18 protein-coding genes and 2 pseudogenes are annotated in these 23745 nt (G+C 71.8%); 9 read left to right on the top strand and 11 right to left on the bottom strand.

The window, feature by feature from the left end; genetic code table 11:
• Positions 1 to 149 precede the first annotated feature (149 nt).
• The gene (locus ACIBK6_RS27455; RefSeq protein ID WP_399054048.1) at positions 150 to 1058 is read left to right on the top strand and encodes an NADP-dependent oxidoreductase; all 909 of its coding nucleotides are present in this window, start codon (positions 150 to 152) and stop codon (positions 1056 to 1058) included.
• Here ACIBK6_RS27455 and ACIBK6_RS27450 read toward each other — a convergent pair.
• Entirely contained in the window at positions 1048 to 1950 is a 903-nt protein-coding gene (locus ACIBK6_RS27450; protein WP_399054047.1) for an AraC family transcriptional regulator, read from the bottom strand. The two genes, ACIBK6_RS27455 and ACIBK6_RS27450, sit on opposite strands and share 11 nt — an antisense overlap.
• 117 nt (positions 1951 to 2067) lie before the next feature.
• On the opposite strand from ACIBK6_RS27450, the gene ACIBK6_RS27445 reads away from it, so the two are divergent.
• The gene (locus tag ACIBK6_RS27445; RefSeq protein ID WP_399054046.1) at positions 2068 to 2961 is read left to right on the top strand and encodes an MBL fold metallo-hydrolase; all 894 of its coding nucleotides are present in this window, start codon (positions 2068 to 2070) and stop codon (positions 2959 to 2961) included.
• Positions 2962 to 3012: 51 nt separating this feature from the next.
• Here ACIBK6_RS27445 and ACIBK6_RS27440 read toward each other — a convergent pair whose 3' ends face one another.
• The 9 genes and pseudogenes from ACIBK6_RS27440 to ACIBK6_RS27400 form a co-directional block, all read right to left on the bottom strand.
• The gene (locus ACIBK6_RS27440) at positions 3013 to 3693 is read right to left on the bottom strand and encodes an SGNH/GDSL hydrolase family protein (protein ID WP_399054045.1); all 681 of its coding nucleotides are present in this window, start codon (positions 3691 to 3693) and stop codon (positions 3013 to 3015) included.
• A gap of 131 nt (positions 3694 to 3824) precedes the next feature.
• On the bottom strand, positions 3825 to 4478 hold the full coding sequence (locus ACIBK6_RS27435; protein ID WP_399054044.1) for a DUF4360 domain-containing protein: 654 nt from the start codon (positions 4476 to 4478) through the stop codon (positions 3825 to 3827).
• 535 nt (positions 4479 to 5013) lie between these two features.
• The gene (gene serC, locus ACIBK6_RS27430) at positions 5014 to 6132 is read right to left on the bottom strand and encodes a phosphoserine transaminase (RefSeq protein ID WP_399054043.1); all 1119 of its coding nucleotides are present in this window, start codon (positions 6130 to 6132) and stop codon (positions 5014 to 5016) included.
• Positions 6133 to 6445: 313 nt separating this feature from the next.
• Positions 6446 to 7690, bottom strand: coding sequence for a cytochrome P450 (locus ACIBK6_RS27425; protein WP_399054041.1), 1245 nt, complete (start codon positions 7688 to 7690; stop codon positions 6446 to 6448).
• Positions 7687 to 8916, bottom strand: a complete 1230-nt coding sequence (locus ACIBK6_RS27420; RefSeq protein WP_399054040.1) for a cytochrome P450 — start codon at positions 8914 to 8916, stop codon at positions 7687 to 7689. Before ACIBK6_RS27420 ends, ACIBK6_RS27425 begins: the two co-directional genes overlap by 4 nt.
• Positions 8917 to 8930: 14 nt before the next feature.
• Positions 8931 to 9524: pseudogene (locus ACIBK6_RS27415) on the bottom strand (GTP-binding protein); the annotation flags it as partial.
• Positions 9505 to 9852 (bottom strand): DUF742 domain-containing protein, encoded by a 348-nt coding sequence (locus ACIBK6_RS27410; RefSeq protein ID WP_399054039.1) that lies wholly within the window; start codon positions 9850 to 9852, stop codon positions 9505 to 9507. The gene ACIBK6_RS27410 and the pseudogene ACIBK6_RS27415, both read right to left, overlap by 20 nt.
• Positions 9849 to 10250 (bottom strand): roadblock/LC7 domain-containing protein, encoded by a 402-nt coding sequence (locus ACIBK6_RS27405; protein ID WP_399054038.1) that lies wholly within the window; start codon positions 10248 to 10250, stop codon positions 9849 to 9851. Before ACIBK6_RS27405 ends, ACIBK6_RS27410 begins: the two co-directional genes overlap by 4 nt.
• The gene (locus ACIBK6_RS27400; protein WP_399054037.1) at positions 10247 to 11683 is read right to left on the bottom strand and encodes a sensor histidine kinase; all 1437 of its coding nucleotides are present in this window, start codon (positions 11681 to 11683) and stop codon (positions 10247 to 10249) included. Before ACIBK6_RS27400 ends, ACIBK6_RS27405 begins: the two co-directional genes overlap by 4 nt.
• Before the next feature lie 243 nt (positions 11684 to 11926).
• Here ACIBK6_RS27400 and ACIBK6_RS27395 point away from each other — a divergent pair, with 243 nt between their 5' ends.
• Positions 11927 to 14797 (top strand): FAD-binding and (Fe-S)-binding domain-containing protein, encoded by a 2871-nt coding sequence (locus tag ACIBK6_RS27395; protein ID WP_399054036.1) that lies wholly within the window; start codon positions 11927 to 11929, stop codon positions 14795 to 14797.
• Between the two features lie 256 nt (positions 14798 to 15053).
• Complete coding sequence (locus tag ACIBK6_RS27390; protein ID WP_399054035.1) at positions 15054 to 16004, top strand: EamA family transporter; 951 nt, start codon at positions 15054 to 15056, stop codon at positions 16002 to 16004.
• Between the two features lie 657 nt (positions 16005 to 16661).
• Here the strand turns inward: ACIBK6_RS27390 and ACIBK6_RS27385 are convergent.
• The gene (locus ACIBK6_RS27385; protein WP_399054033.1) at positions 16662 to 17168 is read right to left on the bottom strand and encodes a hypothetical protein; all 507 of its coding nucleotides are present in this window, start codon (positions 17166 to 17168) and stop codon (positions 16662 to 16664) included.
• Positions 17169 to 17782: 614 nt separating this feature from the next.
• On the opposite strand from ACIBK6_RS27385, the gene ACIBK6_RS27380 reads away from it, so the two are divergent.
• From ACIBK6_RS27380 to ACIBK6_RS27360, 5 genes and pseudogenes are all read left to right on the top strand, one after another.
• Positions 17783 to 19129 carry a tetratricopeptide repeat protein gene (locus ACIBK6_RS27380; protein WP_399054193.1) on the top strand — a complete coding sequence of 449 codons (1347 nt, stop codon included), beginning with the start codon at positions 17783 to 17785 and terminating at the stop codon, positions 19127 to 19129.
• Positions 19130 to 19158: 29 nt separating this feature from the next.
• Positions 19159 to 19272 (top strand): annotated as a pseudogene (locus ACIBK6_RS27375) (DNA mismatch repair protein MutT); the annotation flags it as partial.
• A 156-nt stretch (positions 19273 to 19428) separates the two neighbouring features.
• Positions 19429 to 20244 (top strand): TIGR03084 family metal-binding protein, encoded by an 816-nt coding sequence (locus ACIBK6_RS27370; protein WP_399054032.1) that lies wholly within the window; start codon positions 19429 to 19431, stop codon positions 20242 to 20244.
• 71 nt (positions 20245 to 20315) lie between these two features.
• Entirely contained in the window at positions 20316 to 22037 is a 1722-nt protein-coding gene (locus ACIBK6_RS27365; protein WP_399054031.1) for an acyclic terpene utilization AtuA family protein, read from the top strand.
• Positions 22038 to 22141: 104 nt separating this feature from the next.
• On the top strand, positions 22142 to 23743 hold the full coding sequence (locus ACIBK6_RS27360) for an acyl-CoA carboxylase subunit beta (RefSeq protein WP_399054030.1): 1602 nt from the start codon (positions 22142 to 22144) through the stop codon (positions 23741 to 23743).
• Positions 23744 to 23745: the final 2 nt, after the last annotated feature.

The raw sequence follows: 23745 nt of genomic DNA, 5'->3' as shown, positions 1-23745 counted from the left end.
CGCCTCGGGCGACCCCGCGCCGTCCTGGGCGTACCGCGGCTCCTGCGGGGCTCCCAGGACATCGCCGTACTGTCGAGCGCGGCTCCACCGCTGCACCGTACGGTCGGCGCGGCCGTCCCCGCGCGGTGGGCGATACGAGGAGTGCTGCGATGGAAGCGATCGTGTTCGAGCGGTTCGGCGGCCCCGAGGTGCTGGGCCTGGCCGAGATCGCGAAGCCGCGGCCCGGACCGGGGCAGGTGCGGGTCAAGGTGGTCGCGGCGGGCGTCAACCCGGTCGACTACAAGATCCGCAACGGCTGGATGCGGGGCCAGTTCCCGACCCCGCTCCCCGCGGTCCCGGGCCTGGAGCTGGCGGGCGTCGTGGATGAACTGGGCGACGGCGTAACGGAGTTGGCGGTCGGCGACGAGGTGTTCGGGCAGTCCGACACCGGCGCGTACGCCGAGTACGCCCTGGCCACCCATGTCGTGCCCAAGCCGGCCGGGCTGAGCTGGGCGCAGGCCGTGGCGCTGCCCGTCGCGGGCGAGACCTCCGAGCGCGTCCTCGACCTGCTCCAACTCCGTGCGGGCGAGACCCTGTTGGTGCACGGCGCGGCGGGTGTCGTCGGCTCGGTCGGGGTGCAGCTCGCGGTGGCCCGGGGCGCCACGGTGATCGGCACCGCCGCCCCGGACAACCACGCCTTCCTGCGCGAGCTGGGCGCGGTCCCGGTGGCGTACGGGGAGGGCCTGGCCGAGCGGGTGCGCGCCCTCGCCCCGCAGGGCGTCGACGCGGTGTACGACGCGGCGGGCCGGGGCGCGCTGCCCGACTCGATCGCGCTGCGCGGCGGCACCACCTCCCGCATCGTCACCATCGCCGACCCGGCGGCCGCCGCACTCGGCGTCGTCTTCAGCGGCGGCGGCACAGCGGCCCCCGCGCCCCTCTACGCGGCGCACGCCCGGCTCGCCGCCGAGGGCCGGCTGCGGGTCCGCGTCGCGGAGGCCTTCCCGCTCTCCGACGCGGCGAAGGCCCTGGCGCTGAGCGAGACCGGCCACCCCAGGGGCAAGCTGGTCATCACGCCGTGACGCCGGCCCGGTAGCGCCCCGGCGTCGTGCCGTACTGCCTGCTGAAGGCGTGCGAGAGGGCGTACGGGGTGCTGTAGCCGACCCGCTGGGCGATGGCGTCGAGCGCGTCGGGGGTGGTGCGGAGCAGGGCCGCGGCCCGGGTCAGCCGCCACCACGTGAGGTACGCCATCGGCGCCCGCCCGACCAGGGCGGTGAACCTGCGCGCCAACGTGGCCCGGGACACCCCGACTTGGGCCGCGAGCCGGTCGTTGCTCCAGGGTCTTGCCGGGTCCTCGTGCAGGGCGCGCAGGGCCGCGGCCACCACCGGGTCGTGCAGCGCGGCCGGCCAGCGGGAGGTAGTGCTGTCCGCCATCCAGGCCCGTACGAGATAGACGAGCAGGAGGTCCAGCAGGCTCGGCAGGGCGACCGCCGAGCCGGGGTGCTCGGCTCCGACCTCGCGTCCCAACAGGTCGATGGCCGCGCGGAGTTCACCGTGGCGGCCGACCCGGTTGGGGATGTGCACGACGTCCGGCAGCTCCGCCAGCAGCGGGTGCGTGTTGCGCCGGTCGAGCCGGTACTTGCCGCACAGCACCTCCGTATCGCCGGGGGAGTCGAAGACGGAGCTGTCCGCCCAGTGCGGGAGGTCGACGGCCCGCTCGACGGTGGCCCGGTCGGCCGGGCGGTCGGCCATCACGTGCCCGGTGCCGTGCGCGAGCAGCACCGCGTCGCCCGCGTTCAGACAGATCGCGGATCCTCCCTCGGGCAGCATCCAGCAGCTGCCCTCCAGGACGACGTGGAAGCCCGCACCCTCGTACGGGGCGAGGCGGACACACCAACTGCCGCCCACCCGCAGTCTGGTGGAGGAAGGGCGGCCCACCCGCACCGCGGAGATCGCATCGCTCACCACATCCATCCGGCCAGCCTAGCGATGAGGCGTTCACGTATCCAGATGAGCCGAAGGCGCATTGAACGGCTCAGTCTGCCCGCTTAGGTTTGAGGGACCGGAATCGGACTTAAGGCGGGCGGGGTCGTGCGGAGCATCACTTTGGGCGAGGTCGAGATCACCAGGGTCGTGGAGTGGCAGGGCGCGTTCGGGCCCGCGCGGGCGATCGTGCCCGATGCCGGGATGGAGGTGTGGAAGGCGAACGAGGAGCTGCTCGCGCCGGACTTCTGGGAGCCCGACAGCGACCGCTGGATCGGGGCGCTCCAGACCTGGGTGCTGCGCAGCGGCGGGCGGACCGTGCTCGTGGACACCGGGATCGGCAACGGCCGGGAGCGGCCCAGCACTCCGATGTTCCACCACCGGAACACCGATTTCCTGGGGCAGTTGGCGGCCGCGGGGGTGCGGCCCGAAGACGTCGATGTCGTCGTCAACACTCATCTGCACGCCGACCACGTCGGCTGGAACACCGTCGGCCGGGGGCCCGGCGAATGGGTGCCCACGTTCCCCAACGCCACCTATCTCATACCGGCCGCCGACCACGCCCGCCTCGACCCGGCGGGCGGGCGCAACCTGCGCGTGGACGACGTCGCCCTCTTCGAGGACAGCGTCGCTCCGGTGGTCCGGGCCGGGCAGGCCGTGCTGTGGGAGGGCGAGCACCGTATCGACGACAGCCTCGTCCTGGAGGCGGCGCCGGGGCACACGCCCGGCTCGTCCGTGCTGCGGCTCGGGTCCGGCGGCGAACGGGCCGTCTTCGTCGGCGATCTGCTGCACAGCCCGGTGCAGCTGGCCGAACCGTCCTGCAACAGCTGCTTCTGCGAGGACGGGGCTCAGGCGGCGGCCACCCGGCGCCGGATCCTCGGCCGCGCCGCCGACGAGCGCGAACTCGTCGTCCCCGCCCACTTCGGCGGCCCCGGCGCCTTCGAGGTCCGGCGCGAGGCAAGCCGGTTCGCGGTCAGCGGCTGGGCCTCGTACGACGGGTAGCCGGGCCTGGCCGGGTCGGCTACGGCGGACAGCCCTGCCTGGCAGGGTCGGCTACGACGGGTAGCGGGCGCCCAGCTCCCAGGCGCCGTGCAGCGCGTCGGCGAAGGCGGCCGCCAGTTTGTGCTCGCCGCTCGGGCCCGGATGCGTACCGTCGTAGGTGTCGCGGTGGATGTCGTACGAGTCCGGGACCGAGGCGAGCAGCAGCGGGGAGGCGGCCGTGTCGAGGTCGGCGACCGCCTTGGCCAGCAGCTCGTTGAAGCGCTCCACCTCGGCGGCGAACGGGGCGTCGTCCTCGGCCCGTACGTTGGGGATGACGGGCAGGCAGACCATCCGGATCCGCGGGTTGGCCGCGCGGGCGCCCTCGATGAAGGAGCGCACATTGGCGGCGGTCTGCTCGGCGTCGGTGTAGAAGCCGAGGTCTATCAGGCCGAGCGAGACGAGCAGCACGTCCGCCCGGCCCTCCGCGACCGCCCCGCCGATCGCCGGGGCCATGTGCAGCCAGCCCTCGCCCCAGCCGGCGAGGTGGCGGCGGGCGGCGGCCGGGAAGTCCGGGGCCGCGTAGTCCCGCGAGACGGGCGCGCCGGCCGCCGGGTCGTACAGGGCGTCGCGCGGACCGACGATCTCGTACGGGCCGCCGAAGGACGCTTCGAGGTGGCGCCACATGCGGTAGCGCCAGGTGAAGTCGCCGGGGCATCCGATGGTCATGGAGTCGCCGACGAAGAGAAAACGCATGGGGGTCATCATTACCGATGGGTACGGCGGGCGGCGACGTGACGGTGGACACCCCCGGCCCTGCGTACCGATCCGTGTTTACGGGGGTGCGGACCCGGCGCGTGGCCGGATCCGTACCCCCGCGTGCGGCGTCAGCGCGTTGCCGGGCAGTCCTTCCAGGCCAGGTGGTAGACGGTCTGGATGTTGCCGTCGGTGGAGTCCATGGCGATGAAGCTGTTGGTCTTCGTCGGGTCCGAGGTGCCCGCGTTCACACGCAGCTCGGTGTTGATGTTGAAGTTGCGCTGCACGCCGCAGGGCGCCCAGACGAGCTGGGCCCAGTCGGTTGCGTCGGTGGCCTCCCAGTCGTTGTCGAAGGCGCCGTTGAAGGGGTGGGTCGTGGTCACGGTGTCCGGTGAGCCCTGGAAGTAGTACGAGGCCTTCTGGGCGGCGGTCGCGCCGCTCTCCAGGTGGGCGTAGCCGCGGTAGTCGGCGCTCGCGATGGCGTAGGTGAAGCCCTGCGGGACGTGCACGATCAGGTTGAGCTGGCAGTTCTTGCGGAAGTCGGTGGGCTGGGCGCCGACGCCCACCTGTGCGAGGTACTGGCTGTAGGTGACGGTGAAGGCGGTGTTGTCCGGGGAGACGGCGACGGCGGCGGTGCCCAGCGGACAGCCGGAGCCGTTGACGGTCGCGACCTCGATGACGATCTTGTCGGGCGGCGCGACGATGTGGGCGGGGGCCGGGTGGGCGAAGAGCGAGGTGGCGAGGAACGCTGCGGTCGCGCCGCTCGCGAGAAGTGCACCGGGCATGATGCTCCGATCGGTTGTCGGTGGCCTTGCGTGGATGTGGGGAGTCCAGCCGAGCGCCCATGCCCCCGGTACGAGATAGTTGAGGCATGGACATGTCAAACCTTCGGACCGGTCCGGCCGTGGTGCGGATCGCGCCGGATCGCTTTGGATGGTAGGGACCAAGTGCCGTGCGGAATAGGGCGGTTATCGGCCGTGTGCAGGAGTCGTGCAGGAGTCGTGCACGACAGCCGGGGGTGCCCGTCACAGGGGCCGGGGCGCCTGCCCCGACTGCCCGTCCCGGGTGGGCCTTGCCTTAAGGCGTGCTCTGGGCCCTGCTTGTCAACTGGGCGAAGACGACGACGTCGGAATCCCCGTGGCGGTCCTTGGTAAGTGAGCCGCCGCAGGTGATCAGCCGCAGTTCGGGCCGGTCGGTGGGGCGGCCGCTGTCGGCGGACAGCGTCGGTCCGGCGGGCGGCCGGAGATACGGCAGGGCCCGGCACCGTGGCGGTGCCGGGCCCTGCCCTTCGCGTACGGATCGGCTACGTACGCGGCCTGCTCAGAGCTGGTCGATGACGTAGTCGATGCAGGCTGTCAGGGCCTCGACGTCCGCCGGGTCGATCGCCGGGAACATGGCGATGCGCAGTTGGTTGCGGCCGAGCTTGCGGTAGGGCTCGGTGTCGACGATGCCGTTGGCGCGCAGGACCTTGGCGATGGCGGCGGCGTCGATGTCGTCGGCGAAGTCGATCGTGCCGATGACCTGGGAGCGCTTGGCCGGGTCGGTGACGAAGGGGGAGGCGTGCTTGGAGTCCTGGGCCCATGAGTACAGGCGGGTCGAGGAGTCCTTCGTGCGGGCCGTCGACCAGTCGAGGCCGCCCTGGCTGTTGATCCACTTCAGCTGCTCGTTGAGCAGGAACAGGGTGGACAGGGCGGGGGTGTTGTACGTCTGGTTCTTCAGGGAGTTGTCGATCGCGGTCGGCAGCGAGAAGAACTCGGGTACGTGGCGGCCGCTGGTGTGGATGCGCTGGGCGCGTTCCAGGGCGGCCGGGGAGAACGCGGCGAGCCACAGGCCGCCGTCGGAGGCGAAGGACTTCTGCGGGGCGAAGTAGTAGACGTCGCTCTCGGTGATGTCGACGGGCAGGCCGCCGGCGCCGGAGGTGGCGTCCACCAGGACCAGGGCGCCCTCGTCGGCGCCCGCGACGCGCTGGACGGGGGCGGCGACACCGGTGGAGGTCTCGTTGTGGGTGAAGGCGTACACGTCGATGCCCGGTTCGGCCTTCGGGTCCGGGTGGGTACCGGGGTCGCTGCTGATGACGGTCGGCTCGGCCAGCCACGGGGCGAGCTTGGCGGCCTTCGCGAACTTGGACGAGAACTCGCCGAAGGTCAGGTGCTGGGACTTGTTCTCGATCAGGCCGTGCGTCGCGATGTCCCAGAACGCGGTGGAGCCGCCGTTGCCCAGGATCACCTCGTAGCCCTCGGGCAGGGAGAACAGGTCGCGTACGCCCTGGCGCACCTCGCCGACCAGGTTCTTCACCGGGGCCTGGCGATGGGAGGTACCGAGCAGGGAGCTACCGGTGGCGGCCAGGGCGTCCAGCGCCTCCGTACGCACCTTGGAGGGGCCCGCGCCGAAACGGCCGTCGGCGGGCTTCATGTCAGCGGGAATCTGGATCTCAGCCACGGGCGGAGCGTATCCGGTTCTGGCCGGCCGAGGTCACCGGGTCCGCCGGGTGAGACGGCCCCCACAGCGGGGCCGGGGCAGCCTGGGGCTCCGCCCCAGACCCCATGCGGGGGCTCCGCCCCCTGCACCCATGTTCGCGCCTGAAGGGCGCTCGTCCTCAATCGCCGGACTGGCTGAAGATGCCTATGCGGGCCGGCGTCGGATCGCCAGGGGCGCGGGGAACTGTGCGAGTAACCACGCACGGTCCGCAGTCACAATCCAGCCCCTCCGGCGTTTGAGGAGCGGGGGTCTGGGGGCGGGGCCCCAGGTCGGTTCAGGTCAGCCGGACCGGTAGGGCGAAGAGGTCGTTCTGCGTCACTATCGGCTTGTTGCGGAGCTCGGCGCGCGGGACCGCCAGGGTCAACCCGGGGAAGCGCGCGTACAGGGCCGGGAGGGCGACCGTGGCCTCCAGGCGGGACAGGGCCGCCCCCGGGCAGACGTGCGGGCCGTGGCCGAAGGAGATGTGCCGGTTCGGGGCGGCGCGGGTGACGTCGAAGTCGCCCGCCGTGGGCCCGTGCTCGGCCTCGTCACGCCCGATCGCGCCGAAGGAGACGATCAGCGCCTCGCCCGCCGGGAGGACCCGGTCACCCACCGCCACGTCCTCGCTCGCGAAGCGGAACAGGACGTGCGAGGTCGGCGTCGACCACCGCAGGGTCTCCTCGATGACGTTCGCCCACGGCACCGCCCCGTCGAGCACCAGCTTCCGCTGCCCGGGGTGGGTCTCCAGGGCCACCACCGCGTTCACGATGAGGCTGATCGTGGTCTCGTGCCCCGCCGCGATCATCAGCTGGAGCGTGTTGGTGATCTCCTCCGCCGTGAGGTGGTCGCCGTCCTCGGAGGCGGCGAGCAGCGCACTGGTCAGGTCGTCGCCCGGTTCGCGCCGCTTGGACTCGACGATCCCGGCGAACAGCTCGCCCAGGTCCGCCATCATCCGCGGCACCTCCTCCGGCGCGGTCTGCGTGGAGAAGAACTTCTCGAACAGGGCCTTCAGGCGAGGGTGGTCGGCTGCGTCCACGCCCATCAGCTCGCTGACCACGTTCATGGGCAGCGGGTACGCGAACTCCGCCTTCAGGTCCACCACTTCACCGGACGGGAGCGAGGCGAGCCGGTCAAGGAGGGACCCGGTCAGCTCCTCGATGCCCGCCCGCAGCCGCTCCACCCGGCGTACGGTCAGCGCCTGCGCGACCAGGGTGCGGAGCCGCCGGTGCTCCTCGCCGTCGACCGTCAGCATCGACCGGCCCGGGTTGGCGAGTCCGATCAGCGGCCAGTCCGGCGGGATCTCGCCGCGCTGCCAGGCGCCCCACGCGTCGATGTCCTTGACCAGGCGCGGGTCGGTGAGGAGCTGGCGGGCCTGTGCGTGGTGGGTGACCGAGTAGCAGGCCACCCCGCCCGGCAGCACGACCCGTACCAGCGGACCGGCCGCGCGCAGCGCCGCGCTCTCGGCGTCGAGGTCGCCGACGAACGGGTCGAGCGTGATGGCACCACTGTGGTTCACGGGACACCTCAGCGGGCTGCTCATCGGGCTGCTCCAAGGGCGGGAGTGGGCGTGAACGTCACGGGAAGCCCGGTCAGACCCCGCAGCCACGGGGACGGGCGCCGGGTCAACTGCCCCGCCGACGGGGCGAGATCGACGTCCGGCAGCCGGTCGAGCAGCACCTCGATGCCGGTGCGCGCGATGACCTCGGCGACCTCCTGCGCGGGGAACGGGCAGCGGTGCTCGCCGTGCCCGAACGAGAAGAAGGCGTTGTTGCCGCCGGTCAGCGCGCCCGCGTCGGTCCGTACCTGCGGGTCGCCGTTGGCCGCGGCGAGGCCGAGCAGGAGCAGATCGCCGGTCCGGATGTGCTGCCCGCCGAGCCGGGTGTCGCGGACGGCCCAGCGGCCCGCCACGTTCTGGGTGGGGGTGTCCTCCCACAGCACCTCGTTCATGGCCTCGCCGACGCTGTGCCGGCCGCCCGCGAGCGACGCCGCGAACCGGTCGTCGGTGAGCATCAGGCGCAGCGAGTTGCCGATCCAGTCCGCGGTGGGCTGGTGTCCGGCGGCCATCATCACCATCAGGTCCTGGCCGACCTCCTCGACGGTGAAGCCGTACGGGTTGGCGAGCATCCGGGACGCCACGTCCTCGCCGGGTTCCACCTGCTTGGCGGTGAGCAGCGCGTACATCGACTCGGCGAGGTGGCGCTGGCCTTCCAGCGCGCCCTCCCCGCCGTTGATCATGTCGTTCATGGCGGTGACCAGGCTGGGGCCCTGCTCGTCGGCGAATCCGTAAAGCCGGGCGAGGACGCGTACCGGCAGGAGCATCGCGTACTGCCCGACGATGTCGCAGCTGCCGCCGCCGCACAGCGCGTCGATGAGCTCGTCCGCGAACTGCTCGGCGTGGCCGCGCAGTTCGGCCGGGTCGACGGCCTCCAGGGCGTCGGAGACCATCGCGGCCCGCTCGCGGTGGCGCTCGCCGACGGTGTACAGGATCGACCGCTGCTTGCGGTCGATCATGGGGAGCAGCGGCCAGTCGGCGGGGATGCGGTCCCACTGGTTCCACAGGCCGGAGTCGCGCGAGAACAGCATCGGGTCGCTGGTGACCTGGTGCAACTCGCGGTAGCCGAGCACCAGCCAGGCCGGGATGTCGCCGTCGAGGACGACGGGCGCCACGGCGCCGTGGTCGCGCCGCATGTCCCGGTACAGCGCGTTCGGCTCGGTCTGGAACCGGGGCCCGCTCAGCGGGACGGGGGCGGGGGGCTGGCTCGTCACGGTAGGAGCTCCGGTGCCTTCTGCAGGTGTGCGAGGTGTTCTACGAGGGTGATGAGGACGGACTTGCCGGACTCCCGGGACCGGGCGTCGCACCGCATCAGCGGCACCTCGGCGGGCAGGTCGAGCGCCTCGCGGACCTGCTCCTCGGTGTGCGCGGGCCCGCCGAAGTCGTTGCAGGCCACGATGAACGGCGTGCCGTGGTGCTCCAGGCGGTCGATGGCGTACCAGGAGTCGGCGAGGCGGCGGGTGTCGACCAGGACGACCGCGCCGAGCGTGCCCGCGAACAGCCGGTCCCACAGGAACCAGAACCGCTCCTGGCCGGGCGCGCCGAACAGGTACAGGACGTTGTGCGAGTCCAGGGTGATGCGGCCGAAGTCGAAGGCGACCGTGGTCGCCGACTTCGTGCGGACGCCGTCGAGGTCGTCCACCGCCTCGCCCGCCTTGGTCATGGTCTCCTCGGTGTTCAGCGGACGGATCTCGCTGACCGAGCGCACCATGGTCGTCTTTCCGACGCCGAAACCACCGACGACGACGATTTTCAGGCCATTGTCCGCGGTCCTCGCCAGAGGCCGTTCCGCGGCGGGCCGTTCAGAGATTTCGGAGGCCAACGAGCACCTGCTCCAGGATGTCGGGGTCGGGAAGGCGGTGGGCCGAGCGCGGGTGGCGGGCGCTGATCGCGCCGGTGGCGTGCAGATCGGCGAGCAGGATGCGGGCCACCGTGACGGGCAGGCCGAGCTCCGCGGCGATCTCCACGACCGCCGTCGGGAAGCGGCACATCCGCAGGATCGCCGCGTGCTCGGACTGCATGCCGGGCACCGGATCGGACTCGGTGACGATCAGGGTGACCAGGTCGAAGGCGTCCGATCCGGAGCGGCTGCGGCCGCCGGTGAGGGTGTAGAGCCGGTCCGGTGAGTCGTCCCGGCCCGGCCGGCTCATGCCCGCGGCTCGGCGCTGAGGTGTTCGCCGAGCTGCTCCACCAGCTCGGACATGTTGTGGCCGACGAGCCCGGCGTCCGCGTCCTCGGCGGCGACCACCGCGAGGTGCGCGCCCTCGCCGGCCTCGACGATGAAGAGGACGCCGCCGTAGAACTCGGCCATCGCGGAGCGCACCCCGCCGCTTCCGTCGCCGAACTCCATGGACGCCCCGTGCGACAGGCTCTGGATGCCCGCGGCGATCGCGGCCAGCTGGTCGGCCTGGTCGACGGAGAGCTCGGGCGTACGGCACAGCTTGAGGCCGTCGCGGGACAGGACGAGCGCGTGGCGGGCGCCGGGCGTGCGCTGGAGCAGGTTCTCCAGGAGCCAGTTGAGCTTCTCGTCGGTGGTGCTGCCGGTCATTCGGTGGTGCCTTCCGGGGTGGAGGAGTTCGCGCGTACGGCCTGGCGGAAGCTGCTGAAACGGGCGGCCGCCTGCGACGCCGCGGCCGAGCCGCGGGCCGGGGCCGCCGGGGCGTCGGGGCCCTCGGGGTGGGCGGCGGCCAGCGCCCGGCCGCGCCGCCGCCTGGGCAGCCCGCTCTCGCCGAACTGCGGGAACCCGCCACTGGTTTCGCCGCCGGGTTCGGCGCTGGTCCCGGGGCGCGCTTCGCCACCGGAGCCGGTCCCGGCATCGAGCGCCGGTTCGTGGGCGGCCGCCGGTTCGGCGGGGTCCGCTGATGGTGCCGCCTGCGAGGTTTGAGGCGCGGGCGCTGCCAAGTCCGGACTTCGCGGTACGTCGGTGACGGGCGCGGCCGGAGCGGTGGCGACCTGGGTGATCAGCTCGTGCGGGAGCAGCACAAGCGCGCCGGTGCCGCCGCGCGCGGACGGCCGGAACGACACCGTGAGGCCGTGCTTGCGGGCGAGCCGGCCGACGACCGAGAGGCCGAGCCGGGTGCCGGAGAGCCCGGCCAGGTCGGTGGACCGGCCGGAGACGGACTGTTCGGCGCGGCGCTGCTGCACCTCGCTCATCACCAGGCCGCTGTCCTCGACGGTGATGATCACCCCGGCCGGGACCTCCTCGACGTACACATGGACCTCGGTGGTCGGCGGCGAGAAGTTGGCCGCGTTGTCGAGGAGTTCGGCCAGTGCGTGCATGACGCCCTCGGCGGCGTGCCCGGCGACCGCCGCGTCGCTGGTGGAGTGCAGCCGGACGCGCTGGTAGCCGCCGATGCGGCCCATGGCGCCGCGCAGGATGGACTCCATGACGATGGGCTTGGCCCAGCGGCGGCCCGAACGCGCCCCGGTCAGTACGGCGATGGAGTCCGCGAGCCGGCCCGCCTGCGCGGTGCGGTGGTCGAGGTGGAGGAGGTCGCCGAGTACGTCCTCGTCGGCGTGCCGGTGCTCCATCTCGCGCAGGTCGGCGAGCATGCCGGTGGCCAGCGCCTGCATACGGCCCGCCGCGTTGGCGGTGGCGGCGAGGGCCGCGGCGCGCGCCGACTCGGCACGGCGCAGTTCGGCGGTGTGGGCGGCGACCAGGTTCTTGCGCTCGGCGGCGTGCGCGGCGTCCCGGCGCACCGCGTCGGCGCTGCGCCGGGCGGCGTTCGCCTCCTGGGCGCCGATCTGGCCGTTGAGCTCGGCGAGCCGGGTGCGCAGGACGCGGTTGCGCAGCACGGTGTGCGTCACGGCGAACGCGCCGGCGCTCAGCAGTGCCGCCGCGCCGCCGAGGCTCCAGCCGAGTACGGCACGGGAGCCGGGCGCGGCCGTGACCACGGCCACCGTGCTGATCACGCCGGTGACCACCGCCGTGATCAGCAGGGCCAGCGCGGAGGGACGGGTGAGGGAGGGCGACGCCGTCATCGATCAATGCCTTACAGCGCTCATGGCGGGCGAAATGGAAGGGAGGGTTCCTAGGGCAACGAGGGGCCACTATAGGAGAGTTGGTGCGCGAATTGGACAGTCGTTGGTGAAGATTGCGGCTCATTACGGCCGATGAAGGACCGCACGGGGTCGCATTCAGGTCGTCTTCGGCCGTTTCCGGACACGGGGCGGGCGGCACCACGGCGGGCCCGCGCCCGGCCCGTGCCGGGGCATCCTGGGCCCATGGCAGATGGCGCGAAGGGCCCCGGACGGGAACGCGGACGTGAACGCGGACGTGAACGCGGACCGGAACACGAGCTGGAGCGGGAGCTGTCGCGGGCCGTGCGCGGGCAGGTGGACTTCGGGGTCACCGCCCGCGCGCTGACGACGATGGACGCCTCGAACTACCGCCGGGTGCCGCTGGGCGTGGTCGCCCCGCGCGACGCCGACGACGTGGCGGCGACCCTGGAGGTCTGCCGGACGTACGGGGTGCCGGTGGTGCCGCGCGGCGGCGGCACCTCCATCGCGGGCCAGGCCACCGGCACCGGGATCGTGCTCGACCTCACCCGCTTCATGCGCTCCCTGGTCTCGGTGGACGCCGCGGCCCGAACCGCCGTGGTCCAGCCGGGCGTTGTGCTCGACGTGCTCCGGGCGGCGGTCGCTCCGCACGGGCTCACCTTCGGGCCCGATCCCTCGACGCACAGCAGGTGCACGCTGGGCGGAATGATCGGCAACAACGCGTGTGGATCGCATTCGGTGGCCTGGGGGACGACGGCCGACAACATCCGCGATCTGACAGTCGTCAGCGCACAGGGCACGCTTCACCACCTGTCGCGGGGCTGGCAGAAATCGACAGCGCCTGTCGGACTACGCGATTTTGTCAGCCGTCATCTGTCAACCCTGCGCACCGGCTACCCCCAGGACCTCCCGCGCCGCATCTCCGGCTACGCCCTGGACGCCCTGCTCCCCGAACGCGGCGCCGATCTCGCGCGGGCGTTCTGCGGCAGTGAGGGCACGCTGGGGGTGGTGACCGAGGCGACCGTCCGCCTGGTTCAGGCGCCGCGCGCCCGCGCCCTCGCCGTGCTCGGCTACCCCGACGAGAGCGCGGCGGCCGAGGCGGCCCCCGGGCTGCTCCCGTACCGCCCGCTGACCGTCGAGGGCATGGCCGCCGACCTCGTACGGACGCGCGGCGAGGTCGGACTGCCGCGCGGCGGGGCCTGGCTGTTCGTCGAGACCGGCGGGGCGACGGAGGCCGAAGCACGGGCGCGCGCCGAGGAGTTGGCGCGCGCGGGCGATGCGCTGGCGACCGCCGTGGTGAGCGACCCGGCCGGGATGCGCGCGCTGTGGCGGGTCCGCGAGGACGCCGCGGGCACCGCCACCCGGCTGCCCGACGGCACCGAGGCGTGGCCCGGCTGGGAGGACTGCGCGGTGCCGCCCGCGCGCCTCGGCAGGTATCTGCGCGAGTTCCGCGCCCTGCTGTCCTCGTACGGCCTACGCGGCACCCCGTACGGGCACTTCGGTGACGGCTGCATCCACGTCCGCATCGACTTCGACCTGTTGACACCGGCCGGGATCGCGCGCTTCAGGGACTTCTCCGAGGAACTCGCCGGCCTGGTGGTCGCGCACGGCGGCTCGCTCAGCGGCGAGCACGGCGACGGGCAGGCCCGCGCCGAACTGCTGCCCAAGATGTACGGGCCCGAACTGGTCGGGCTCTTCGGCGAGTTCAAGGACCTCTGGGACCCGGCCGGAATCATGAACCCCGGCATCCTCGCCCGGCCCGCCCGGCTGGATGAGAACCTGCGCTTCGAGGTGCTGCCGAAGCGGCCGGTGGACGTGGCGTTCGGCTACCCGCACGACGGGGGCGACTTCTCGGCGGCGGTACGCCGATGCGTGGGCGTCGCCAAATGCCGTACGGCGGAGGTGAGTTCGGACGGCGGGGCGGTGATGTGCCCGTCCTTCCGGGCCACCGGCGAAGAGGCGCACTCGACGCGGGGCCGGGCCCGGCTGCTGCACGAGATGCTCGCGGGCGAGGTGGTCACGGACGGCTGGCGGTCCGCGGAGGTGCGCGACGCGCTCGATCTGTGCCTGTCCTGCAAGGGCTGCCGCAGCGACTGCCCGGTCGGCGTGGACATGGCCACGTACAAGGCGGAGTTCCTGCACCACCACTACCAGGGGCGCCGCCGCCCGGCCGCGCACTACGCGATGGGCCGCCTCCCCGAGTGGCTGCGGGCGGCCGCGCCGCTGGCCCGCCCGCTGAACGCGGCGGCCCGCGTCCGCCCGCTGGCCGCCCTCGTCAAGCGGTTCGCCGGGATCGCGCCGGAGCGGACGCTCCCGGCCCTGGCGCCGCGCACCTTCCTGCGCGGCGTGCGGAACAGGCCGGTGCCGCCGGACCCGGCCGTGATCCTGTGGCCGGACACCTTCACCGACCACCTCTCCCCGGAGGTCGGCCGGGCGGCCCTGCGGGTCATGGCGGACGCCGGAATGGAAGCGGCGCTTCCGCCGGGCCGGGTCTGCTGCGGCCTCACCTATGTGTCCACCGGCCAGCTCGACCGCGCGCGGGCGGTGATGCGCCGCACCCTGGACGTCCTCGACCCGCTCCTCTCCACCTCGGGCCGGCCCGTCGTCGTACTCGAACCGAGCTGCGCGGCCGCCCTGCGCACGGACCTGCCCGAACTGCTCCCCGCCGACCCGCGAGCCGCCCGCCTCGCCGCAGCCGTACGCACCTTCGCGCAGGCCCTGGAGGAGTGCGCGCCGCACTGGACCCCGCCCCGGGTCGACCGCCAGGTGGTCGGGCAGACCCACTGCCATCAGCACGCGGTACTGGGCGACGCCGCCGAACGCCGCCTGCGCGAGAAGGCGGGCCTGACCGGCGAGCTCAGCGGCGGCTGCTGCGGGCTCGCCGGGAACTTCGGGTTCGAACGCGGCCACTGGGAGGTGTCCGTGGCCTGCGCGGAGGAACACCTGCTCCCCTCGGTACGGGACGCCGCACCCGGCACGGAAGTACTGGCCGACGGCTACTCCTGCCGTACGCAACTGGCCCAGCTGGCGGGCCGCAGGGCCAGGCACCTGGCGGAGGTGCTGGCGGAGCGGCTGGACGGTGAGGGGCAGCGGTGAGGGGCAGGAGGGCCTGGCGCCGCTTACATTAGATGGAAGGTGTTATTCCGCTCGACGGGGAAAGGATGTTGCGCTCGCGGGGTGCGGTGCAACATAGTGGATTGGTTGGTCCATTGAAATGGACTTCAAAAATCGCTCAGGCTGTCCTGTGAGGCCTACAGCCCCCCCCGTGACACCCCTGACACCCGTGTAGCACCTGACACCCGTAACAGTGGAACCTCCAGGTTGAATTTCGTTCATTTCGAGGGGAGTGCCGGTGAATCCGGTCAACAGCGCGTGTGCGGCCGAGCCGGTCGCGGCGGCCGCCGTCGCCGTACCGGAGGCGGCCGGTGCGCCCCAGCGCGGCGGAAACGGCCGGCGGGCTGCGCTCGGGCCGGTCGCGCTGGTGGTGGCGGGCGGCATATCGGTGCAGTTCGGGGCCGCCATCGCCGTGACGCTGATGCCGAGGGCGGGCGCGGCCGGAGTCGTCACGCTGCGCCTGGCCGCCGCCGCGCTCGTGCTCCTGCTGATCTGCCGTCCGAAACTGCGCGGGCACTCGCGGGCCGACTGGGGCACGGTCGTCGCCTTCGGCATCGCGATGGCCGGCATGAACGGACTGTTCTACCAAGCCGTCGACCGCATCCCGCTCGGCGTCGCCGTCACCCTGGAGGTGCTCGGCCCGCTCGCGCTCTCAGTGATCGCGTCCCGTCGCCTTGTCAACCTCCTCTGGGCGGGTCTCGCGCTCGCCGGGGTCGTGCTGCTGGGCGGGGGAGGTTTCGACACCCTGGACCCGGCCGGTGCGGCCTACGCGCTCGGGGCGGGGGCGTGCTGGGCGGTGTACATCCTGTTCAGCGCGCGCACCGGGCGCCGCTTCCCGCAGGCGGACGGCCTCGCGCTCGCCATGGCGGTGGCGGCGGTCCTCTTCCTCCCGATCGGCATCGCGCAGGCGGGCGGCCGACTCCTCGTCCCGTCGACCATGGCGCTCGGCGCGGCCGTGGCGGTGCTGTCCTCGGTCCTCCCGTACACCCTCGAACTCCTCGCCCTGCGCCGCCTGCCCGCGTCCACCTTCGCGATCCTGATGAGCCTGGAACCGGCGATCGCGGCAACGGCGGGGCTGCTCATCCTGAGCCAGGCGCTCTCCTGGCCACAGGCGCTGGCGATCGCACTGGTGATCGGGGCGAGCATGGGGGCGGTGCGGAGCCAGGTGCGGCGGGGGGAGGGTCGGTAAGCGCTCCCCGGCCGTGCAGAACCCTGCCCATCAGCCAGGTCGGAACGGCAGACGGGCAGGGCGGTCGGGTAGGGGTCAGTGTTCCCGGGGCCGGTACGGAAGCTGTGTGGCGCGACCCTTCCAGGGTTGCGGCCCCGGGCATGGCGGGGGCTGCGGAGGTGCGATCGGGGCGCCGCACGGCAGGCAGAATGCCCAGCCCGTTTCCGGGTCCGTTGCGCACTCGGCGTGACAGCGCGGGCACTCCTGTATGGTCGACCCCTCAGGTCATGCCGTGATGTCGTACTCCCCGGCCTTCACGGACTCGACCGTCATCGTAACGACGGTGTCCGGCTCAGCGCTGTCGCGGAACGCCACCACGCCAGGCACTTAGCCTTCCGCCGAGTTGCAAGCCGCACACTCGACGTTGAACGGCTTACGCGTCACGGGGTCGACTGTGAGGGTCACTCCGAGACCGTGCGGGCAGAATCGACGGGGGCGCCTTCCGCGGCGCTTTTCAACCCGAAGACGCTGCCAGCTCGCCAGCACCTTGCCGTACCGAGGGTCATCCCAACTGCGGGGCGCTCCGCCTTCTTCGCTCACTGCGGTTCCTTCCTGACGGACCGTAGTCAACTGTAGAGCTGGCCCGGCAAGTTGGGGACGAGTCTGACCCCCAGTCGCTCAGACGACTGCCGGACCCGAACAGTTGGAACCGCCGTCTGTGCACTCGCTGTGCATGCAGTCGGCGGACACCAGTACTTCCCCCTGCGTCTCCTTGGACCACAGGTGCAAGTCTGGGATGTACCCTGCGCGCCCAATGGCGCTCAGCGTTCGGAGCACGGTTGCTTCGTCGTGCCGTTTCGTTGCCGGGGTCTCCGGCACGTGGTGGACGAACGCCCCAAGTTCGTCGGTCAGTCGCTTGTAGGTTCGCGTGTCCTGGATCAGCGCATGCCACCCCTCATCGACAATCCGTGAGGGCCGCAGGGCGAGGCCGGGCGTCTTGTTGCCTGCCGCTGCGGCTACGAACTTGAGGGCTTCATCAACGATTCGCTCTGCCAGAGCTTGGCTGATGTCGGCGTTGGCTCGCTGCACCAAACGCACAGCGCCCTCAAAGCTCTCGTCTGAGATCAGGTGCCGGGCGCTCGGCTTGAGTTCGCCGGCTGTCACCAACTCGGTGGCAACGGTCATCGGGCTACCTTCCGTTCGATGGGTTGTTTGGGCCGCCTCGGTCCCGTAGCGGAGCCTGAGCGCGGGGCTTGGGCGGGTGCGTCGGGCAGGACATTTCGCGCCAGATAGATCAGGGTTCCTGTCTGTGCCCGGAGGGGTGCTCTCGGATGATCGTGGTCGCTCGCTGCACCTCTCGGGGCCGGCCCGTCATGTGTGCTTCCGCTCGCGTCCTGCTTGCTTCCCGACAGATGTCGCAGTCGGACTCAGGAACAGGCTCAAGCGCGGGCACATATTTCTCAGGAGTCGTCACAGCTTCCAACCGCCTTTGCAGTCCGGCCAGTGTTGCCCTGAGGAGGTCAGGGCTCGATTGCGCGTAGGGGCCGCGCGGGACCCAGTCAGGAGCGAGTCGCCAGAAGCCACCAGCCGTGAGGAGCGCTTCCAGCGATGCCGCATCGTCTGGTGGCGGTACGCGCGGAGGGCGCTGGGCTGCATATTTCACGTTCACGGATCGGCTCCCGCTGTTCGGCGATCTCTCCTGCCTCTACGCAACCGCACGACCACGCACGGCGGTACCGTTGCAACGGCGCAGCGGTTTTAAAGCGTTTAAAGCGCCTACAGCGGCAGGGAGTTGAGTGATCGTGGCGAGCGGACCAAATGATCGCCTGCAACGCCTGTTCGCGGAGAGCGGCTGGACGCTCAGCCAGTGCGCGCGTGCTGTGAACCTGGTCGGAAGCCAGGACGGTACGCCCCTGCGCTACAACGCATCGGCGGTGCATCACTGGCTGGGCGGCACGAGGCCACGAGAGCCGGTGCGGCGGTTCGTCGTTGAGGCGTTCTCGCGCCGCCTCAGGCGTCCTGTGACTCACGCCGAAGCAGGCTTCGAAACGCTCGCCGATCACCCGGTACAGCAGCCGAATACCGTGGCAGGGCTGATCGAACTGGGGACAGAGGACATGGACCCATCACGCCGCAGCGTGCTCGGTGCCGGTCTCTTCTCCGTGGCCATGGCGATCCCGGGCTGGCCGGATGTCCTGGACCGAGCCGCGGCGATTCAGAGCGGCCGGATGACCCGCATCGGCATGCCAGAAGTCCAGATGGTCATAGACATGACCGCCAAGGTGTCCGAGCTGGATGACGAGTTCGGCGGACGCATGGCCCGGCCCATGGCCGCAAGCTTCTTGGCGAACACGGTTGGCGAATACCTCCACGCCGATGGACCTCCCGAAGTGAAGAGAGCCATGCTGCGCGCCGCTGCGGATCTCTCTTATCTCACGGGCTACATGGCCGTGGATGAGGGGTTGCACGGACTTGCGCAGCGGTACTACGTCAAGGCTCTTGAACTGGCGGGAGCGTCTGAAGACCACCTGACGTACTGCACAACGTTGCGCGGAATGAGTGTTCAGGCAGTGGATCTACGGCACGGTCATACGGCCATGGATCTCGCCGACGCCGCGGCAGCCGCCTCGCCGAAGGCGGGTCCCCGGATGCAGGCCTTCCTGGCCGGGCAGCAAGCCCACTCGGCGGCGCTCCTCGGCGACCGAACCCAGGCACTCCGGAGGATCCGTGAAGCGGAAGCAGCCATGGAGCGGGCCGAGAATCGCGGGAAGCCGTTCGGCTCGTACGACCCTTCTTCGCTGAACTACCACATTTCGCAAGTCCGTTACGAGCTGGGGGATCTCGCGGGTTCCGTCGAAGCAATGGAGCAGTCCGATCAGCTGCGGTACGGCGTATATCGGAGGGCCCGTGTCCGACACCGCGCCACGCTTGCGGAAAGGCAGCTACGGCTGGGCCACCTCGAAGCGGCGTGCGCGACATGGACGACAGCGCTGAGTGAGTGGCCGCTGGTACGGTCCGGCAGGGCTGACGACCGGATGCGCACCATGGTCCAACTCGTCAGGCCCCACACGAAGAACGCTCAGGCTCGCGCACTCCTGGAGCAGGCACGCGTCACGCTCCGGGCGGAACTGCTCGTGGTGGCGTAAGACCCCGCCGCCCAGGGGCGGGGTGGGGCACGGAACTGCGGTTCGTGGCACCGGCCGACCTCGACGCGCTGCCCATGCACCACACCCAGCGCCTGCGCCTCCAGCACTTCTTGGAACTCCGCTGTGCGCCGTATCTCGGCTGATCATGCGGTGGCCGCCGCCCACCGAGGGCAGCGCCCCCAACTCGGCAAGGGGAGCAGGGAAGGGCCAGGCCGGAAATGCATGCAAGCACGCTTGCTTGTTTCAAGCGCGGCTGCCATGCTCCACCGCACACCCGCTGTCCCGGAGGGGAGCGCACCGTGTCCGAAGCGTCCGGCCCGGCCGTCGCCGTGCTCGATGACCTGCTCGACGATCTGCGCGACGAGGGAGACGAACTCGACCTCCTCGTAGGGGAGTTGAGCCCGGCCCAGTGGGCCACGCCCACGGCCTCCCCCGGCTGGACCATCGCGCACCAGATCGCGCACCTCGCCTGGACGGACACCGCCGCGCTGCTCGCCGTCACCGACCCCGACGCCTTCGCGGCGGAGGTCGAGAAGGCCGTCACGTCGCCGGACACCTTCGTGGACGAGGGCGCCGAGGCGGGGGCCCAACTCCCGCCCGCCGAACTGCTTTCGTGGTGGCGGGACAGTCGCGTACGGCTGCAAGAGGCGCTGCGGGCGGCGCCCGCCGGGGCGCGTTTTCCCTGGTACGGGCCGCCGATGTCCACCGCGTCGATGGCCACGGGCCGCCTCATGGAGACCTGGGCGCACGGCCAGGACGTATTCGACGCGCTGGGCCGGACCCGCAGGCCCACCGACCGGCTGCGCCACGTCGCCCGCATCGGCATCCGCGCCCGCAACTACGCCTTCACCGTGCGGGGGTTGACGCCCCCGGCCGAGGAATTCCGGGTGGAGCTGACCGCCCCGGACGGCGGCGGGCTGTGGACGTACGGGCCCGAGGATGCCCAACAGCGTGTCACCGGGCCCGCGTTGGACTTCTGCCTCATCGTCACGCAGCGGCTGCACCGCCGTGACACAGCGGTGCGCGCCGAGGGTGCCGACGCCGACCGCTGGCTCGACATCGCCCAGGCCTTCGCCGGCCCCGCCGGCCCGGGCCGCGCCCCCAAGGGGGACTGATGGACCGGGACGGGCAAATGGGCCGGGACGGTCGAATAGACAGCGGTAGCCGAATAGACAGCGGTAGCCGAATGGGCAGCGACGGCCGAATGCTGCGCATCGGCAACGCCTCCGGGTTCTACGGCGACCGGTTCGACGCGATGCGGGAGATGCTGACCGGCGGCCCGCTCGACGTGCTCACCGGCGACTACCTCGCCGAGCTCACCCTGCTGATCCTCGGCCGGGACCGGCTGCGCGACCCCCGCCTCGGGTACGCCAAGACGTTCCTGCGGCAATTGGAGGAGTGCCTCGGGCTGGCGCGGGAGCGCGGGGTGCGGATCGTTGCCAACGCGGGCGGGCTCAACCCGGGCGGACTCGCCGACGCCGTTCGGGAGTTGGCGGATCGGGTGGGTGTAGCGGTGCGGGTCGCACACGTCGAGGGCGACGGGCTGCCGCTGCCCGAAGGCGCCCTGACCGCCAACGCCTACCTGGGCGGCGCCGGGATCGCGGCCTGTCTGCGCGGCGGGGCCGACATCGTCGTCACGGGGCGGGTGACGGACGCGGCCCTGGTCACCGGGCCGGCCGCGTGGTGGTTCGGCTGGGGACCCGAGGAGTACGACGCGCTCGCGGGCGCGGTCGTCGCCGGGCACGTCCTGGAGTGCGGCGCGCAGGCCACCGGCGGGAACTACTCCTTCTTCACGGAATTCACGGAATTCACCGAATTCGCGGGCCGCGACCTCAGGCGCCCCGGCTTCCCGCTCGCCGAACTCCACGCCGACGGCACCGCCGTCATCACCAAGCACCCCGGCACCGGCGGAGTGGTCGACACCGGCACGGTCACCGCGCAGCTCCTGTACGAGACGTCCGGCGCCCGGTACGCCGGGCCCGACGTCACCGCGCGGCTCGACACCGTACGCCTCGACCAGGACGGGCCCGACCGGGTGCGCATCACCGGAGTGCGGGGCGAGGCGCCGCCGCCGACCCTCAAGGCCGGGCTCAACCGCATCGGCGGCTGGCGCAACGAGGTCGTGTTCGTGCTGACCGGCCTCGACATCGAGGCGAAGGCCCGGCTGGTACGGGAGCAGATCGAGGACGCCTTCGCCCGCGCCAAACAGCGTCCGGCGCACGTGAAGTGGGAGCTGTCCCGCACCGACCGGCCGGACGCCGCCACCGAGGAGTGCGCGAGCGCGCTGCTGCGCCTGGTCGTCCGCGACTCCGACCCGGACGCGGTCGGCCGGGTCGTGAGCGGCGCCGCCGTCGAACTCGCCCTCGCCAGCTACCCGGGCTTCCACGTCACGGCCCCGCCGGGGAAGGGCGCGCCGTACGGGGTGTTCGAGGCGGCGTACGTGGCGGCGGGCTCGGTGGAGCACATGGCCGTACACGCCGACGGCGTACGGGAGTTGATCCCACCGCCCGCCCGCACGGCGGCTCTCGCTGCGGTCCCGGAACCGCCCCTGCCTCCGTTCGCTCCCTCGGGGCCGACTCGGCGGGTGCCGCTGGGGCTGGTGGCGGGGGCGCGGAGCGGGGACAAGGGTGGGGACGCGAATGTGGGGGTTTGGGTGCGGTCGGATGCGGCGTGGGGGTGGATCGCTCATGCGCTGACGGTTGAGCGGTTCCGTCAACTGCTGCCTGAGGTAGGGGAGTTGGACGTCACCCGTCACCTTCTTCCGAACTTGCGGGCGCTGAACTTCGTGGTGGAGGGGTTGCTGGGGGAGGGGGTCGCGTCCCAGGCCCGCTTTGATCCCCAGGCGAAGGGGTTGGGGGAGTGGCTGCGGAGCCGGGAGGTGGATGTGCCGGTGGCTCTGCTGGAGTGATTTTTCCCCACCCCGCCCCTTCCCGAACCGGGGGCTTCGCCCCCGGACCCCCAGTCCTCAAACGCCGGACGGGCTTGATTTCGGCGTTGCCCCCAGGAGCCCCCATGCCCACCCTCCCCACCGCCCTCGACCCCACCACCCCCGACTACCGCGCCGCCCGCGCGGCCATGCGGGCCAAGCTCGCCGAGCTGGAGGCCGAGCACGCCAAGGCTCTGGCCGGCGGTGGTGAGAAGTACGCCGAGCGCCACCGCAGGCGCGGCAAACTCCTGCCGCGCGAGCGCATCGAGCTGCTCCTCGACCCCGACACGCCGTTCCTCGAACTGTCCCCCCTCGCGGCGTGGGGCAGCGACTACCCCGTGGGCGCCTCGATGGTGACCGGCATCGGCACTGTCGAGGGCGTCGAGTGCCTGATCACCGCCAACGACCCGACCGTGCGCGGCGGCGCGTCCAACCCCTGGACCCTCAAGAAGGCGCTGCGCGCGAACGAGATCGCGTACACCAACCGGCTCCCCTGCATCAGCCTCGTGGAGTCCGGCGGCGCGGATCTGCCCTCGCAGAAGGAGATCTTCATTCCGGGCGGTGCGATCTTCCGGGACATCACGCGGCTGTCCGCCGCCGGTATCCCGACGATCGCGGTCGTCTTCGGCAACTCCACGGCGGGCGGGGCGTACATCCCGGGCATGTCCGACCACACGGTGATGATCAAGGAGAGGTCGAAGGTGTTCCTCGGCGGGCCGCCGCTCGTCAAGATGGCCACCGGCGAGGAGAGCGACGACGAGTCGCTGGGCGGCGCCGAGATGCACGCCCGCACCTCCGGTCTGGCCGACCACTTCGCCATGGACGAGCGGGACGCGATCCGCCAGGCCCGCCGCATCGTCGCCCGCCTCAACCACCGCAAGGCGCAACCGGATCCGCCGACGCTCGCCGAGCCGCCCAAGTACGACGAGGACGAGCTGCTCGGCATCGTGCCCGAGGACCTGAAGACCCCCTTCGACCCGCGCGAGGTCATCGCCCGGATCGTGGACGGCTCCGACTTCGACGAGTTCAAGCCGCTGTACGGGCCGAGCCTGGTCACGGGCTGGGCCGAGCTGCACGGCTATCCCGTCGGCATCCTCGCCAACGCCCAGGGTGTGCTCTTCTCCGCCGAGTCCCAGAAGGCCGCCCAGTTCATCCAGTTGGCGAACCAGCGCGACATCCCCCTCCTCTTCCTGCACAACACCACCGGCTACATGGTCGGCACGGAGTACGAGCAGGGCGGCATCATCAAACACGGCGCGATGATGATCAACGCGGTGTCCAATTCCCGCGTGCCGCATCTGTCGGTCCTGCTCGGCGCCTCCTACGGCGCCGGCCACTACGGTATGTGCGGCCGTGCCTACGACCCCCGCTTCCTCTTCGCCTGGCCGAGCGCCAAGTCCGCCGTCATGGGGCCGCAGCAGCTCGCCGGCGTCCTGTCGATCGTGGCCCGCGCCTCCGCCGAGGCCAAGGGGCAGCCGTACGACGACGACGCGGACGCGGCGTTGCGCGCGATGGTGGAGCAGCAGATCGAGGCCGAGTCGCTGCCGATGTTCCTGTCCGGGCGGCTGTACGACGACGGGGTCATCGATCCCCGCGACACCCGGACCGTCCTCGGGCTCTGCCTGTCGGCGATCCACACCGCCCCCGTCGAAGGCGCCCGCGGCGGCTTCGGCATCTTCCGGATGTGAGG

The organism is Streptomyces sp. NPDC050485 (genome assembly GCF_044458185.1).
Taxonomy (GTDB): domain Bacteria; phylum Actinomycetota; class Actinomycetes; order Streptomycetales; family Streptomycetaceae; genus Streptomyces.
This window is presented reverse-complemented; position numbering and strand designations above follow the sequence as displayed.

Excerpts from the sequence above, each read along its gene's own strand:
- ACIBK6_RS27455 (WP_399054048.1), top strand. The coding sequence starts at position 150 with ATGGAAGCGATCGTGTTCGAGCGGTTCGGCGGCCCCGAGGTGCTGGGC.
- ACIBK6_RS27450 (WP_399054047.1), bottom strand. The coding sequence starts at position 1,950 with ATGGATGTGGTGAGCGATGCGATCTCCGCGGTGCGGGTGGGCCGCCCT.
- ACIBK6_RS27440 (WP_399054045.1), bottom strand. The coding sequence starts at position 3,693 with ATGCGTTTTCTCTTCGTCGGCGACTCCATGACCATCGGATGCCCCGGC.
- ACIBK6_RS27435 (WP_399054044.1), bottom strand. The coding sequence starts at position 4,478 with ATGCCCGGTGCACTTCTCGCGAGCGGCGCGACCGCAGCGTTCCTCGCC.
- ACIBK6_RS27425 (WP_399054041.1), bottom strand. The coding sequence starts at position 7,690 with ATGAGCAGCCCGCTGAGGTGTCCCGTGAACCACAGTGGTGCCATCACG.
- ACIBK6_RS27410 (WP_399054039.1), bottom strand. The coding sequence starts at position 9,852 with ATGAGCCGGCCGGGCCGGGACGACTCACCGGACCGGCTCTACACCCTC.
- ACIBK6_RS27405 (WP_399054038.1), bottom strand. The coding sequence starts at position 10,250 with ATGACCGGCAGCACCACCGACGAGAAGCTCAACTGGCTCCTGGAGAAC.
- ACIBK6_RS27400 (WP_399054037.1), bottom strand. The coding sequence starts at position 11,683 with ATGACGGCGTCGCCCTCCCTCACCCGTCCCTCCGCGCTGGCCCTGCTG.
- ACIBK6_RS27395 (WP_399054036.1), top strand. The coding sequence starts at position 11,927 with ATGGCAGATGGCGCGAAGGGCCCCGGACGGGAACGCGGACGTGAACGC.
- ACIBK6_RS27385 (WP_399054033.1), bottom strand. The coding sequence starts at position 17,168 with ATGACCGTTGCCACCGAGTTGGTGACAGCCGGCGAACTCAAGCCGAGC.
- ACIBK6_RS27365 (WP_399054031.1), top strand. The coding sequence starts at position 20,316 with ATGGGCAGCGACGGCCGAATGCTGCGCATCGGCAACGCCTCCGGGTTC.
- ACIBK6_RS27360 (WP_399054030.1), top strand. The coding sequence starts at position 22,142 with ATGCCCACCCTCCCCACCGCCCTCGACCCCACCACCCCCGACTACCGC.